Annotated in this window: 18 protein-coding genes; 6 read left to right on the top strand and 12 right to left on the bottom strand. The window is 60.2% G+C overall.

Translation table 11 applies throughout. The annotated features are described in order from the left end of the window. The first annotated feature begins 22 nt into the window (after positions 1–22). The gene (locus NKI66_RS26550; protein WP_352753513.1) at positions 23–406 is read left to right on the top strand and encodes a hypothetical protein; all 384 of its coding nucleotides are present in this window, start codon (positions 23–25) and stop codon (positions 404–406) included. Between the two features lie 29 nt (positions 407–435). Continuing rightward, positions 436–954, top strand: a complete 519-nt coding sequence (locus NKI66_RS26545) for a YciE/YciF ferroxidase family protein (protein WP_013530428.1) — start codon at positions 436–438, stop codon at positions 952–954. A 125-nt stretch (positions 955–1,079) separates the two neighbouring features. On the opposite strand, the gene NKI66_RS26540 is transcribed toward NKI66_RS26545, so the two are convergent. Continuing rightward, positions 1,080–1,277 (bottom strand): hypothetical protein, encoded by a 198-nt coding sequence (locus NKI66_RS26540; RefSeq protein WP_013530427.1) that lies wholly within the window; start codon positions 1,275–1,277, stop codon positions 1,080–1,082. A gap of 258 nt (positions 1,278–1,535) precedes the next feature. On the opposite strand from NKI66_RS26540, the gene NKI66_RS26535 reads away from it, so the two are divergent. Beyond that, positions 1,536–1,862, top strand: a complete 327-nt coding sequence (locus tag NKI66_RS26535; RefSeq protein WP_023809457.1) for a hypothetical protein — start codon at positions 1,536–1,538, stop codon at positions 1,860–1,862. A gap of 31 nt (positions 1,863–1,893) precedes the next feature. Here NKI66_RS26535 and NKI66_RS26530 read toward each other — a convergent pair whose 3' ends face one another. From NKI66_RS26530 to NKI66_RS26495, 8 genes are all read right to left on the bottom strand, one after another. Then, the gene (locus NKI66_RS26530) at positions 1,894–2,226 is read right to left on the bottom strand and encodes a hypothetical protein (RefSeq protein ID WP_352551568.1); all 333 of its coding nucleotides are present in this window, start codon (positions 2,224–2,226) and stop codon (positions 1,894–1,896) included. Positions 2,227–2,228: 2 nt separating this feature from the next. Next, on the bottom strand, positions 2,229–2,588 hold the full coding sequence (locus NKI66_RS26525; protein ID WP_352551665.1) for a hypothetical protein: 360 nt from the start codon (positions 2,586–2,588) through the stop codon (positions 2,229–2,231). After that, entirely contained in the window at positions 2,588–3,808 is a 1,221-nt protein-coding gene (locus NKI66_RS26520; RefSeq protein WP_023809459.1) for an NRAMP family divalent metal transporter, read from the bottom strand. The genes NKI66_RS26525 and NKI66_RS26520 overlap by 1 nt, the downstream gene beginning before the upstream one ends. Next, complete coding sequence (locus NKI66_RS26515) at positions 3,805–4,260, bottom strand: hypothetical protein (protein WP_352551570.1); 456 nt, start codon at positions 4,258–4,260, stop codon at positions 3,805–3,807. The genes NKI66_RS26520 and NKI66_RS26515 overlap by 4 nt, the downstream gene beginning before the upstream one ends. Before the next feature lie 157 nt (positions 4,261–4,417). Next, positions 4,418–4,648, bottom strand: a complete 231-nt coding sequence (locus tag NKI66_RS26510) for a hypothetical protein (RefSeq protein ID WP_031212583.1) — start codon at positions 4,646–4,648, stop codon at positions 4,418–4,420. A gap of 84 nt (positions 4,649–4,732) precedes the next feature. Next, positions 4,733–4,951 carry a hypothetical protein gene (locus tag NKI66_RS26505; RefSeq protein WP_352753510.1) on the bottom strand — a complete coding sequence of 73 codons (219 nt, stop codon included), beginning with the start codon at positions 4,949–4,951 and terminating at the stop codon, positions 4,733–4,735. Positions 4,952–4,955: 4 nt separating this feature from the next. Then, a complete protein-coding gene (locus NKI66_RS26500; protein ID WP_352753508.1) occupies positions 4,956–5,174 on the bottom strand; it encodes a hypothetical protein in 219 nt (72 codons plus the stop codon). Next, on the bottom strand, positions 5,171–5,437 hold the full coding sequence (locus NKI66_RS26495) for a hypothetical protein (protein WP_023809464.1): 267 nt from the start codon (positions 5,435–5,437) through the stop codon (positions 5,171–5,173). The genes NKI66_RS26500 and NKI66_RS26495 overlap by 4 nt, the downstream gene beginning before the upstream one ends. 326 nt (positions 5,438–5,763) lie before the next feature. Between NKI66_RS26495 and NKI66_RS26490 the strand changes: the two genes are divergently transcribed. Together NKI66_RS26490 and NKI66_RS26485 are read left to right on the top strand one after the other, a co-directional pair. After that, on the top strand, positions 5,764–6,549 hold the full coding sequence (locus NKI66_RS26490; protein ID WP_352753506.1) for an SDR family NAD(P)-dependent oxidoreductase: 786 nt from the start codon (positions 5,764–5,766) through the stop codon (positions 6,547–6,549). A 75-nt stretch (positions 6,550–6,624) separates the two neighbouring features. Beyond that, on the top strand, positions 6,625–7,803 hold the full coding sequence (locus NKI66_RS26485; RefSeq protein WP_352753504.1) for a zinc-dependent alcohol dehydrogenase: 1,179 nt from the start codon (positions 6,625–6,627) through the stop codon (positions 7,801–7,803). A 421-nt stretch (positions 7,804–8,224) separates the two neighbouring features. Here NKI66_RS26485 and NKI66_RS26480 read toward each other — a convergent pair whose 3' ends face one another. Then, positions 8,225–8,605: a response regulator gene (locus NKI66_RS26480; protein ID WP_352753501.1), complete on the bottom strand. Its 381-nt coding sequence runs from the start codon at positions 8,603–8,605 to the stop codon at positions 8,225–8,227. Further along, entirely contained in the window at positions 8,602–11,712 is a 3,111-nt protein-coding gene (locus tag NKI66_RS26475) for a CheR family methyltransferase (protein ID WP_352753499.1), read from the bottom strand. Before NKI66_RS26475 ends, NKI66_RS26480 begins: the two co-directional genes overlap by 4 nt. A gap of 332 nt (positions 11,713–12,044) precedes the next feature. Here NKI66_RS26475 and NKI66_RS26470 point away from each other — a divergent pair, with 332 nt between their 5' ends. After that, on the top strand, positions 12,045–12,638 hold the full coding sequence (locus tag NKI66_RS26470; protein ID WP_352753497.1) for a response regulator: 594 nt from the start codon (positions 12,045–12,047) through the stop codon (positions 12,636–12,638). Positions 12,639–12,690: 52 nt separating this feature from the next. Here the strand turns inward: NKI66_RS26470 and NKI66_RS26465 are convergent, their stop codons facing one another. After that, positions 12,691–12,963, bottom strand: a complete 273-nt coding sequence (locus NKI66_RS26465) for a hypothetical protein (RefSeq protein ID WP_127255003.1) — start codon at positions 12,961–12,963, stop codon at positions 12,691–12,693. Between the last annotated feature and the right edge of the window lie 103 nt (positions 12,964–13,066).

The following is a 13,066-nucleotide window of genomic DNA, read 5'->3' as shown; positions in this document are numbered from 1 at the left end:
CCGTACTCCCCGGATCCGACCAATGCACGGCTGGCTCGACCGCGACATCATGTTGATTTCATTTGTGCACGATCATCTGCTGGCATTCAGGCTCAGGCGATATACGCCGGAACCAACCACCTTAGCGTTGCACGACTGCAAGATCATCATGATTTGTTTTATATGTAAATATGATTTTGTATATGAACCCATCGGAAGGGTTTCTTTTCACCATCTGCTCCATATCGCGCGAAGAACCCCGGTGCTCTCCGTCCCCTGCCGGCGGTTCTCACACCGTCATCATCCATCGCCTTTTGACAGCGATCGGTTTTCGACAAAAGCGGTGTTTGGCGTGCTGCCCTTCCGAGTCGCGCCCAGGGAACAACTGCTTCCATGGAAAGTTAGTCCATGGCTACACCGCCGGTGAGCTTTCACGACAATCCAGGGAGACAAATCATGGCGACTGCAAAAAGAGCGACGACAAAGGGACTGGAGGCTTTGTTCCTCGATGGGCTGAAGGACATTTACTACGCTGAAAAGAAGATACTCAAAGCCTTGCCGAAGATGGCAAAGGGCGCCGAATCCGAGGAGGTGGCCGCGGCCTTTGAGAAACATCGCATGGAAACCGAAGGCCAGGTCGATCGGCTCGAGCAAGTGTTCGAACTTATGGACAAACCGGCCCGCGGCAAGACCTGTCCGGCGATCGACGGCATTCTTGAGGAAGGGTCGGAAATTCTCGACGAATACAAGGGTGACCCGGCGCTGGATGCAGGGCTGGTCGGCGCGGCACAGGCCGTCGAGCATTATGAAATCGCGCGCTATGGCACGTTGGTCGCGTGGGCTGAACAGCTTGGCAAGAGCGACGTGGTCAAGCTCCTCAACGAGACATTGAAAGAGGAGGTCGCGACGGACGAAGCGCTTTCCGGGCTGGGCGAAGGCGGTGTCAATGAGCGCGCCCTGGAGCAAGCTGCCTGACTGGTTGTGCCCGGCGCCAAAGCCGCCGGGGCGACTTCGCGACCCGGCCTCTTCGTCGGTACCCCTTCAGATGCAATCAGACCCACCCCGATACTTCGGGGTGGGTCTGCTGAAATCAACCGCGATCAGCGGTTCTTGTGGCTTTGTTCGCCAGCTTTCACGTGCTGTTCGTGGGTTCCACCACGCATGCCGGATCCATCGCCCTGCTGCCGTTGACCACCACCAGCGGCCTGCTGTTGCTGACGGTTTTTATTGTCGGCGTTCTTGTGGCTCTGCTGGCCTGCCTTCACATGCTGTTCGTGACTACCACCTTGATTGGGCATTCTTCTTCTCCTTCAAAATCCACGAGGCGACAACCGCCTCGAGCCAAATTCTTGAGCGACACAGCCTCGTGTGAACCGACTCAGGCCGTGGGTGTTGCTGCTTGGAACAAATCGGCGGCGGCAGAAGTTTGGCGTGCGCTACGAGGGACCGCATGGCGAGCAAATCGACCGTGGTAGGCCGCTCCGGCGCACGCAAGCTTTGCTCTCGCCGCGCTCACAAGTGCAAGTCTGCCAGGGCGTGGTTGAAAGGGAGAAATCATGGCCAAGGTTTCAAGTCCGACCCCTGCCGCGGCCAGAGGCGAAGTTCAGGCAGGAGCGACGCAGGACAAGACGCCGGGGTTCGATCCCGCCATTGCCCCGCTTGAGACAGACGCAGAGGCCGCGGACACACAAAATCCGGTCGCTGGGACAAGTCCGCCGCGCAATCGTCCAGAATTCGAAAACGATGCCAGCTTTGCCAATGCCATGCGCCCGGTCGAAGGCGAGCCGGAACTGCGGCCTGGCGCCAACTGGCCGGTTTTGGTGATTGCAGCTGTCGTTTTGATAGCAGCCGTGGTTTTCCTGGCGGCAAGCATGCTGCGCTGAGAACGATCCCGACGATGCAGCACCCCACGGCCTATTCATGGAGGTCTGGTGCGCCCTTCATGCCTGAGAGTTCGGTCATTGGGCACAGCAGCCGCGGTCGCGCGGGATCGGAGATGTCGAGCTTGTCCCAAGGGATGCGGTATAGACCGTCGCGGCGGCGCAATCGGAAAAGATCCAGCACCGCCACGCCTATGGCCGAGGCCGAAAGACGCTCGAAAGCAGCGTAGACCCCGACATGGAATTCGGTGACGAGGAAATCGTCACCGTCCCGTTCGGCGTGGATCTCCTCGATATAACCGACATTCTTGCCGCGCTGCGAGAGTACTCGTCGCCCTGCCAGATGCTCGAGATTGACCGTGGTCATTATCAAGCTCCCGGAATGCGCCCGATGACATGGTCGCGCAACCAGTCCTGCCAGGCGAAGATCGACGTTTCTCGCACATCGATGTCGAACTCGACATCGATGCCGATATCTTTCACCTTGTGCCAGGCGATCCGATGGGGTTCGCCATGCTGCTTGCCACCCAGCTTGACCGCGAGCCGCGCCATCCAGCGCCCAGGCCCTGCGCCGAGGCGACGTGCCAGGGTGATGGAGCCGAGCTCGATGGCAATGATCCGAGGCGGCTTGCCAGGCCGCAACTCCGCCACCAGCCCGTCGACCTTGCCGATCTTGATCTGCTCGCGGTCGACCACCTGCTTGTCGAGGAGATCACGCAGCAACTTCATCATGTGCCCCCGAATATCTGCAGCGGGATGGTCACCACCGCCAGTACGAAGCCAAGCGCGATGATGAAGATGACGGCGGCATTCGACAAAAAGCCATTGCGATGCTCGCCGACATAACGTTTGTCGTTCAGCAGAAACAGGAAAGGAACGACCGTCAGCGGCAGGCTGGCTGCCGTCAGCGCCATGGAGAAGATGGTGAGCCTCAGCGGATCGAGACCAAGCGCGATGGGAATAGCCGCCAAAAGCAATGATATCGTGTAGGTGGCGCTGAAACCCGGATCGTCGCGCGGCTTGCGATCCTCGCCCCAATTCCAGCCGAAACCCTGGGCCACAAGATAGGCCTGTTGCAACCCGACCTCTAGTGCGGCGCCGAAGCAGGCAATGGCGAGGGAGGCAACAAACAGCACGAAGCCCCAGAAGCCGAATATGGATATCAGCATCAACGGCAATTGGTGATAGTCGTCCACCTGGGTGACGCCATGCGTGGCGAGCACGAGAGCGGCCACGATCAACACGCCGATCGAGATGGTCCCCCCGAAAGTCATGCCCAACCCCGCTATGGCCCGATTGGCTCCGAGATAGCTTTTGTCCCACCTGTCCTCGATGGCCCCCGAGGAATAGAACATGAACAGGTAGGGCGATATCGAGGCGCCGAGAATGCTCACCGCCATGAACCAGTAATTGGCGGCATCGTGGACCGGCAGCGAAGGCACGGCGCCCCTTGCGACTGCCGTCCAATCGGGTCTCAGCATCACCGCTCCGACGACGAAACACAGCGTCACCAGACCGAGAATAGATACGCCCTTCTCGATGAAGCCGAAGGTGCCTTTCCAAAGCAGCAGCCACGCCAGCAAAGCCACCGGCAGTGCCCACCACTGGAAGCCTATGCCGGTGGCAAATTCGAGCGCAATGGCGACGCCGCCGATCTCGGCGGACAGCACCAGGAAATTGACCAGCAGGGCGGCCAGCAACGGCCATAGAAAGACGTTGAAGCCGAATCTCTCGCGGATGCCGTCGGAGATCGTGTGATGGCTCACGGCCGCGAACCGGCCGGACATTTCGACAAGGAAGATGATGCAGATGGTGCCTAGCACCACCGCCCAGATCAACTGGAAGCCAAACATCGCGCCTGCCTGCGCCGCCGTCGCCATGGACCCGACTTCGAGGAAGCCGCCGACGCTGGTGACGACGCCGAGGGATATTTCCATGAGCTTCTTCATGGCTTCGGCGCGAAATACTTGGCGTAGGCGGTAGCGAGCGAACGCGACGCCAGCCGTAGATCCTGTTGCGCGTCTTGGACTTCCGGCCGGTCGCCCGCCTGCAATCCGGCCTCTGCACGCGCCACCGCGACCGACAAATCGTAGACTGCCTTTGTCAGTGAAGCTTGCTCGGCGGGTTCACTGGTTTGCGCGGACCGGATTTGCGCCCCGGCGTCGGTAAGCGTCTCGCCGATCGATTGCAGCGTACCCACCGTGTATGCGGTCGGCGCCGCCCCTGCCGCCCAGGCGTCCAGCGCCATCAACACGGTCTGCGATGCGGAGGCCGCTGTTCGTGATTGCTGCTCGATCTGATCGGAAGATGAGCATGCCGACAACATCAGCAACAGCAAGCACAGGCAGTCGTGCCTGAGATAGCGGCGTCTAACGATCAAATCAGGCGTTTGGTGCGCCACCGAATAGTCTCCCCCGACCCAACAAAACCGTGGCCGGCGTAAATCTGATCTAGAGCACTCGTCGGGTCCGTCAACGACCGCGCCCGCCGATCCGGAGCACGAGGCGGCGAGCCAGGTCCCGATCGGTTTCAATTGCCGCATCAGCGTAAGCTGAAGGTCAGGCGGGGCGATCCCCGTTCGGCGCGTCTTGGATTCTGTATTCGTGAATGAGGCCGAGAACCTGAGTTCTGACTGTATCGCGCGCGTCGGGCTGGATGAAAAACATCAGCCGTTCGACCGCTTCCACGACTGCTTCCGGCAGATCCGAAACCGCATCGGTGAATTCGCTGCCATGCTCGTACATATTGTCCGTCAGCTTCTTGTCGAGGTCGGAAAGGATGCCCATCATCCACACTCCAGATCGGTGCTGTATTGAACTCAGTTCGGCAGGGTCACCGCGAGGTCGCCCTCTCCTGTTGCTGCCGGCCGTCGATCACTGTTGCCCCGGCATTTCCGTGTTTTCCCTGGGATTTTTCTGGACGCCCGCAGCCGGGGCGGTGTCCGCCGGGGCATTGCCGCCCTGGTTCTGCTCCGGCGCACGTTTCAGCGGGGAGGTCTGCCAGCCCATGTCAACGTAGAAAAAGCCGACGATGAAACCGACAATGATGACCGCCGCTATCACCAGCGAGATTATTACGTTGCGTCGCTCCATAGGCCTAGTCGCCACTTGGCTTTGGAGATGCGGGCTGCGTTGGCTGCGTACCTTGCTGGTCGCCGCCGGTGCTGGTCTGCGGCGTCGGGTTGGTGTCCGTCGTGGGATTCTTGTCCACCGGCTGGCTGTTCGTAGTGTCCGTCTTGGACTTGGCTGGATCGGCATTGTCGTTGCACCCCGCCAAGGCGAGGAATGCAGCCGACACCAAAAGGACTGCCCTCATGCTGATTTCTCCTGGCTGAGTTCGGGCGAAGCCGCCTGCCAATGACCTATTCGGTCGAACCGCACCGAGAGCCCCTGTTTGACCGCGCTTCTAGCCAGCAAATGGTCCAGTTCGGCGTCTTCGATCGGACTTCGTACGACTTGGCGAATGGCCTTGCAGGCAAGTTCCGTCGAGACGAAATCATATCTCCTGCTCCTGGCGACAACATATTGTTCGACCAGCATTTTCACGCGCCTGAGCGCGATTTCTTCGGCGTATTGCATTTTATTCCTCCTGCGCCCCGAACTGCCGAACGGGTTTGTTGTTCCAAAAACATGATTGTCGAGGTGATTAGATGCTCGCGCTTTCCGATAGAAAGCGCGAGCGGATCAGGCTGAGGGGACCCGATCGTGCAGCATCAAACAAGGGGAGCAACGATGCTGCATGATATCGAACTCGCCCAGACCTGAGTTGTTCCACCTCTCCACGCCGCGTGTTCATTGAACTCAAGAACAAATCGTTGTCACGGCCCGCATACGGCCGCGCATCAACCCGCACGGAACAATCAGCTCCGACAGTGGTTCGGCCGAAGCGAAGTTCGGAGGACGTGATGACGAATGAAAAGTTGGCCGTGGTGACGGGCGCCTCGAGCGGCATTGGGAAGGAACTTGCCAAACTGTGCGCAAAGGACGGCTACCATCTGATCATAGCCGCCGACGAACCTGCGATCCGGCAGGCCGCCGAGGCGCTCGGTTCGCATGGTGTGACTGTCGAAACCATCGAGGCCGATCTGGCGACCGAGGAAGGTGTCGATCGTTTGATCGCCGGGATCGGCGATCGCGATGTCGACCTGTTGTTCCTGAATGCCGGACGTGGGCTCGGCCGTGGTTTCGTCGATCAGGATTGGAAAAAAGTCCGCCGCATCATCGACACCAACATCACCGGTACCGTCTATCTCGCGCATCAACTCGGAGCCAGGATGGCACGCCGCGGCCGAGGCCGCATCCTCTTCACAGGATCGATCGCTGGTTTCATGCCGGGCACTTTCCAGGCGGTCTACAACGGCACCAAGGCTTTCATCGATTCCTTCTCGATCGCACTGCGTCATGAATTGCAGGACACAGGAGTCACAGTCACCGTGCTGATGCCCGGGGCAACGCAGACGCGGTTCTTCGAACGCGCCGAAATGATGGATACCAAGGTCGGCACCGATGAGAAGGACAATCCCGCCGATGTGGCCGAGGCCGGCTACGAGGCGATGATGGACGGTGAGGAACAAGTCATCAGCGGCTGGAAGAACAAGCTGCAGGTCGCCGCGGCGCATGTGACGCCGGCAGGCACGCTGGCCGAACAGCACCGCAAGATGGCCGAGCCGGGTTCTGCCTCCAAAGGCTGACGTTCGGCCTTCACGCCAAACCAAAATGTCGGGCAGACTCTTCTGCCGACCTTCTTCCAAGGCAGGAGCACCATCATGAAAGCGCTCACGTGGCACGGCAAAGGCGACATTCGATGCGACCAGGTGGCTGATCCCGCCATCGAGGATGATCGTGACGTCATCATCAAAGTCACCTGTTGCGCCATATGCGGCTCGGACTTGCATCTGATGAACGGATATATGCCGACGATGGAGTCGGGCGATGTGCTCGGACACGAGACGATGGGCGAGGTCGTGGACGTCGGCAGCGGCCATTCGAAGTTCAGAAAGGGCGACCGCATCGTGGTGCCTTTCAACATCTCATGCGGCGAATGCTGGTTTTGCCAGAAGGGGCTGTTCTCGCTTTGCGACAGGTCCAATCCCAATGCCAAACAGGCTGCCGAAGTGATGGGACAATCCCCGGCTGGCCTGTTCGGCTATTCGCATCTGGTCGGCGGCTATTGGGGAGGGCAAGCCGAATATCTGCGCGTTCCTTTCGCTGATGTCGGTCCGATAAAGGTGCCCGAGGGAATGGACGATGAACAGGTGCTGTTCCTCTCCGACATCTTCCCAACCGGCTATATGGCGGCTGAAAACGCAGGCATCGAGCCAGGCGACACCGTCGCTATCTGGGGTTGCGGTCCGGTCGGCCAGTTCGCCATCCAGAGCGCATGGATGCTCGGCGCCGGCCGCGTCATTGCCATAGACAAGGTGCCGGAGCGGCTGGCGATGGCTCGCGAGCACGGCAAGGCCGAGACGCTCGACTTCAGCAACTCCGATATCTACGACGCCTTGATGGCGATGACCGATGGCCGCGGTCCGGATCGCTGCATCGACTGTGTCGGTACGGAATCGAATCCCGGCGCCAGTGCCGACTCCATGCTCGACAAGGTCAAGGCTGCCGTCTATCTCGGCACCGACAGGCCGCATGTGCTTCGCGAAGCAATTTACTCCTGCCGCAAAGGCGGCACCATCTCGGTGCCCGGCGTCTATATCGGCCTCGTCGATCATATTCCGTTCGGCGCCGCCATGAACAAAGGACTGACCTTCCGGATGGGTCAGACGCACACGCAACGCTATCTCGAACCGCTCCTGGCCATGGTACAGAAGGGCGACATCGATCCCTCCTTCGTGATCACGCACCGGGCAGACCTCGAAGCGGGACCGGACCTCTACAAGACGTTCCGTGACAAGCAGGATGGCTGCATCAAGGTGGTGATGCGACCGCATGGCTGAGATGTCGGCATCTTGCGTGGGGTCCGCCTTGCGCGGATTCCCCACCAAGGATAGCACCGACGCTGCCGAGGAACCTGGAACTTTCGACCGTGGCGGCGGTTGACCCGCAGAATAAACTCAGGGCGACGAGACTGTCGTGCCCGCCCGCTGCGAAGGAGGTTATCGCCATGAGGAATCCCACATCGAAACCCAGCGTCCGGTCGCCAAACGCCGATGCTCTGCCGCACCCGAGACGGGACGCCAGTGATACGGATGCCGGTGCCAAGCCGCTGACGCCGAAAACCGCCGGCACATCCCGGCCATCGGCCCCGCCGCCGGACAATCCGGTTGCCAATCGAAACGCCGGGCGGCCGCGTCAGGCGAGCACCACGCCTAGGCCGACCGACAAGCCCCTGGACTGATCGAAACCGGCCTCTTGAAATCACAGCGAGTGTTTGTCGGGACGAAGCGATGCCAGGTCGGCCAGGGTGTTGAGAAGTGCAGCGTCGCCTGCCGGTTTCGGCACGAATTTGCAGTTTCGGAAGGGTGTGGGAACGTCGCGCGGCCCAAATCCGGTCATGAATGCGAAGGGGATGCCGCGAGCCAGCAATGTTTCGGCCACGGGCAGACTTGTTTCACCGTTCAATTGAATGTCCAGCAGCGCCACGTCGGCTTTGCCTGCATCGATAACCTGACGAGCCGCGGCGACCGACGAGACCGGGCCGATCACCGGATAACCCGCCGCACGCAGGCGAGACGCGACGTCTTCGGCGATCAGCCATTCGTCCTCGACCACCAGAACGCGCGGCCTGTCGTCGCTCACGGCGCCTCCTTGTGATTTGCCGGAAACGCGATCTGGACGCTGAGGCCGTCCTTGTGGAACGCGGTCTCGACATGGCCGCCGAGCCTGTAACCGATTTCTCCTTGCAACAAGGTCAGGCCAAAGCCGTTGTCCAAGGGCGCCTTGACAAGAGGACCGTCCTTCTCTCGCCAGCCAAATGTGAAACTGTCATCCTCGATCGACCATTGCACACTGACCTTGCCGTCGGTTTTTGACAAAGCGCCATACTTGGCCGCGTTGGTGGCCAGTTCATGAATGGCCATGCTGAGGGAAAGCCCCTGTTGCGGGCCTAATTTCACGTCTGCGCCATCGAGTTCAACCCGCTCGATGCCGAAGGGTTCGAGCTCCTGCTGGAGCAATTCCCTGACCGAGGCTTCCTTCCATCTCTCCCGGGTCAGCAGGCCGTAGGCCCGCGACATGGCATGCAGGCGGCCGATCAGCGCATCCGCGAACTCCTCCTTCGTATCAGAACTTTCCCGCGTGCGGCTTGCAATGCTGGCGATCACCGCAAGCATGTTCTTGACCCGGTGGTTGAGTTCCGAGATGAGCACCTGCTGATGCTCTTCTGCCTGTGCCAGCGTGGTAACGTCGACAAGTGTCACCACCACGCCCTGGATCCTGTTGCCCTTGTCCCGATAGGGATTGATGCGGACCATGTGGAACAAGCCCCTGGCATCGCGCGCCAGATGGTGATTCAGGATCTCGCCTGTCTCGAACACCTTGTCGATGTGCTGCTTCAACTCTGGGTAGTCGAGTTGGCTCGACAAATCCGTCAGTGGCCGGCCAACATCGGAGGGGCGCAGGCTGAAGAAGGATGACGCCGCCGGCGTGAAGGTGCGGACCACAAGGCTGCGGTCGAGGAAAATGGTCGCGATGTCAGTGCTTTCGAACAGGTTGCGCAGATCGCCGTTAGCGTGATTGAGCTCTTCTATCTTGGCCGTCAACTCGGCATTGATCGTGTTGAGTTCCTCGTTGAGCGACTGCATCTCCTCCTTCGAGGCTTCGAGTTCCTCATTGGTGGATTGCGCCTCCTCATTGACGGAGACGAGTTCCTCGTTCGACGATTTCACCTCCTCCAGCGCGGTCTCGTATTCCTCGATCATCGATTGCAGGCGCTCTCTGGTATCGCGCAGTTCCCGCTCGAGATCGGCGGTGCTGTCACTGTCACGGCTGCCGCCGTCTTCCTCTGAGCGGGCCTGCGTCGGGCCCGACGGCTCGAAAAGGACAAGGTAAAGCGGCTCGCCGTTGCCGCGTTCCGCGAGCGGCTCGATCGTCAGCCTGATCGGCTGGACCCGTTCGTCGTCTTCCTCCACGGTGAGGTTTTCCCGCACCACTGTGCGGCGCGTGGTCGTCGCTTCGCGCAGTGCGGCGCGGAGATCCAGCCGCAGCCCACGCCTTGCCATCGTCAGCAACTGCCGGCTGGGAATCCCTTGTGGCGCTTCGAGATATCTGCCGGTCCTGGCCGAATAATAGACGACATCGCCCTCGGCGTTGACCAGGACATGCGGCGGCGCGAACCGTTCCAGCACCTGCGCCTCCACTGCCTGCCGCAAGGGATAGCCGACAAGTCCCTTCTTCGAGCCGGCGCTTTCGGATGGGAAGACGCTGGAATGACTTTCCCCGATCAAGGCCGGCAGTCTGATGTGCGGTGAGGCATGCTCCCGCGCATGAAAGATGCGATGTTTCTTGTCGACGGTGGCGAACAGATCGTCGTGCTGCCCGACGCTTTCGGAGGTGCCAAGGAAAAGGTAACCGCCGGGCTTCAGCGCATAATGGAAGACAGGGATGACGCGGTTTTGGATGATCGGGCCGAAATAGATCAGCAGATTGCGGCAGGAGACCAAGTCCATGCGCGAGAAGGGTGGATCGCGAATGACGCTGTGCGGCGAGAAGATGCACAGTTCGCGTATCGCATTGCTGATGACATAGCTTTCGCCATCGCCGTTGAAAAACCGCTGTTTGCGTTCGGGAGAAAGACCTTGCAGCAAGGCTTCCGGATAGCGTGCCGCCCGCGCCACCGCCAGCGCCGGCTCGTCGATGTCGGTGGCGAATATCTGGACGCGCGGAACGACCGTAAGCTTCTCCATGTGTTCGCGCAGCAGGATGCCGATGGAGAACACCTCCTCGCCCGTGGCGCACCCGGGAACCCAGACCCTGACGGTGTCGCTGGCGGTCTTGCCTTCGAACAGCTGCGGTATGATCTTTCGCTCGAGCAACTCGAAGGCATCGGGGTCGCGAAAGAAGTTGGTGACATTGATCAGCAGATCGCGAAAAAGGCTCATCACCTCGCGAGCATCCTTCTTCAGCCAGTCTATATAAGCGCTGATGGAATGGACCTGGGCGATCTGCATGCGCCGCTTCACGCGGCGCAGGAATGTCTTGGTCTTGTAGCCCGAGAAGTCGTGGCCGGAGTGGCTGCGCAGAATGGCGTATATCTGTTCTCGCACCTTATCGATGTCGGCCGTATGGTCGCCATCTTCTTCCGCCAGCCCTTCCAGCGGGTCGAAGCCGCGGGCGAAAGCCTCCAGCTTCGCCCCGATCTCCTCGGCGGGCACAGCGACATCGACGAGTCCGCTGGCAATAGCGCTCTGTGGCATGTCGGGATTGCGCGGCCCGTAGCCGTCCGGCGCCTGCGCGACGGTAAACCCGCCCCGCTCCTTGATGGCCTTGGCGCCCAGGGTTCCATCGGAGTCGCCGCCCGACAGGATGACGCCAACGGCGTATTCGCCTTGGTCTTCACCCAATGCGGCGAAGAAGATATCGATGGGCTTGCGCTCCTGGGTAAGCCCATTGGGCCGGCGGAGGTGCAGCACCCCCGATTCAATGGCCAATGTCACGTTTTGCGGCATCACATAGACGTGGTCAGGCTCAACCACCATGCCGTCCTCGATCACAATGACAGGCATGTCGGTGTAGCGGCTGATGACCTCGTGCAACAGGCTTTCGCGCTTGGGGCTGAGATGCGTGATGATGACGAAAGCCATACCAGGCTGACCGGTCACGCCTTTGAACAGACCTTCCATCGCGGGAATGCCGCCCGCGGACGCGCCTATGCCCACGATGGGAAACCTTTTCGGTTGGGCTGTCACGTCATGTCCCCCTTTCGCCGACCCGACCTGAAATCCCCTCAAGGCCGGCGGACAGGACACAACCATATAGCGCGCAAGACGGATGGAACAAGACGTCAGGGATGACGTTGAACCCGATATCAATGGTGGTTCAATGGCAAAACGATCTGCTGACATAAAACTCCCGACGCCGGTGGTATCAGGGGAGCCTGGATCGCTTGGAAGTTCCCATGCTGGGGCCGTCCCTGATCGCATGCTGGCGCTTACGAGACAATTGCAGGCGGCCTTGGACGACAGAATTCGGAAGGCAAATCCGCTCCATTCTAACCCCCGTTCCAAGAAAGGATGACGACGTGCGCGACCTGCGGGGGCTGCATATTCTGATAGTCGAAGACGAATGGGCGATGGCGGGAGATCTTGCGCGGTTTTTCAGCAATATGGGTGCCATCATCCTCGGTCCCGCTGCAACCGTCGAACAGGCATCCAAACACACCGGGACGGCTGAAGCTGCAATCCTCGACGTCAATCTCAATGGCCGACGCGTGTTTCCAATCGCCGATGAGTTGATGCGCCGGGGTGTCCCCTTCGTGTTCTTCAGTGGCGATGACGACATCGCCATTCCCGATCATCTACGCTACGCCAGCAATTTGCGGAAATCCTCGGGCAGCCAGGCGGTGTTCAACGCGCTCTTTCCCCCGCAGGCATCTGGGCGGGAGACCCCCATGTCGGACCCCTCCGACGACGTCTTCGCGCTTTTGCCCAAACTGCGACTTGCGGCGCGCCTTTTGCTGGCAGACGTCGAGGCATCGGATCGGCTCGTCGAGAGGACGCTCGAGCAAGCGATCCGGGATGTCGACCGCAGACAGCTTGGTCAATCCACTGAAAACTGGCTCAACGGCATCATGCAAGAGATGGCGAAAACCCGCGGCGCAAAACTGATGCATTAGTTTGCCTTCCAAGAAAACTTGGCCGTACAGATAGGCCATTTGACCGGCGTCATCAGCCCTTCTGATTGCGCTCGACGAACTTGTTGAAACGGCTGGCTTTCCCCTCACCGGTCTTGGCCTGATACAGAAAGGCCAGATCATTCTCGTCGAATATCCGGAAGAACTCGTCCCATTCGACGGGCTCGAATGCTTCCTCGGGCTCGCCGAAGTCGATCCGCAGGATGCCGCCCTCGCCTTTGGTGCGCACCACTGCCGGCCGGCCATCCCGCTCCTCGGCCCATTTGCGAATTTCGTCGTGGTTGGTGGTCGTTTGCGACTGAGACATTGAAATCTCCTTTGATCATCGGCGTTGCCACATGGGACACGCGGGCTGTCGGGCGTCCTAACAGCACAGGGGCGCCAATGTTCCAGCACCGCGCGGTGATCGC

Source organism: Mesorhizobium sp. M0518 (genome assembly GCF_040321125.1).
Lineage (GTDB): Bacteria > Pseudomonadota > Alphaproteobacteria > Rhizobiales > Rhizobiaceae > Mesorhizobium.
Note: the sequence above shows the minus strand (reverse complement) of the source record. Positions and strands in the feature narration are given on the sequence as shown.

Excerpts from the sequence above, each read along its gene's own strand:
- NKI66_RS26465 (WP_127255003.1), bottom strand. The coding sequence starts at position 12,963 with ATGTCTCAGTCGCAAACGACCACCAACCACGACGAAATTCGCAAATGG.
- NKI66_RS26530 (WP_352551568.1), bottom strand. The coding sequence starts at position 2,226 with ATGACCACGGTCAATCTCGAGCATCTGGCAGGGCGACGAGTACTCTCG.
- NKI66_RS26535 (WP_023809457.1), top strand. The coding sequence starts at position 1,536 with ATGGCCAAGGTTTCAAGTCCGACCCCTGCCGCGGCCAGAGGCGAAGTT.
- NKI66_RS26540 (WP_013530427.1), bottom strand. The coding sequence starts at position 1,277 with ATGCCCAATCAAGGTGGTAGTCACGAACAGCATGTGAAGGCAGGCCAG.
- NKI66_RS26520 (WP_023809459.1), bottom strand. The coding sequence starts at position 3,808 with ATGAAGAAGCTCATGGAAATATCCCTCGGCGTCGTCACCAGCGTCGGC.
- NKI66_RS26550 (WP_352753513.1), top strand. The coding sequence starts at position 23 with ATGCACGGCTGGCTCGACCGCGACATCATGTTGATTTCATTTGTGCAC.
- NKI66_RS26525 (WP_352551665.1), bottom strand. The coding sequence starts at position 2,588 with ATGAAGTTGCTGCGTGATCTCCTCGACAAGCAGGTGGTCGACCGCGAG.
- NKI66_RS26545 (WP_013530428.1), top strand. The coding sequence starts at position 436 with ATGGCGACTGCAAAAAGAGCGACGACAAAGGGACTGGAGGCTTTGTTC.
- NKI66_RS26490 (WP_352753506.1), top strand. The coding sequence starts at position 5,764 with ATGACGAATGAAAAGTTGGCCGTGGTGACGGGCGCCTCGAGCGGCATT.
- NKI66_RS26510 (WP_031212583.1), bottom strand. The coding sequence starts at position 4,648 with ATGATGGGCATCCTTTCCGACCTCGACAAGAAGCTGACGGACAATATG.
- NKI66_RS26495 (WP_023809464.1), bottom strand. The coding sequence starts at position 5,437 with ATGCAATACGCCGAAGAAATCGCGCTCAGGCGCGTGAAAATGCTGGTC.
- NKI66_RS26505 (WP_352753510.1), bottom strand. The coding sequence starts at position 4,951 with ATGGAGCGACGCAACGTAATAATCTCGCTGGTGATAGCGGCGGTCATC.
- NKI66_RS26500 (WP_352753508.1), bottom strand. The coding sequence starts at position 5,174 with ATGAGGGCAGTCCTTTTGGTGTCGGCTGCATTCCTCGCCTTGGCGGGG.
- NKI66_RS26485 (WP_352753504.1), top strand. The coding sequence starts at position 6,625 with ATGAAAGCGCTCACGTGGCACGGCAAAGGCGACATTCGATGCGACCAG.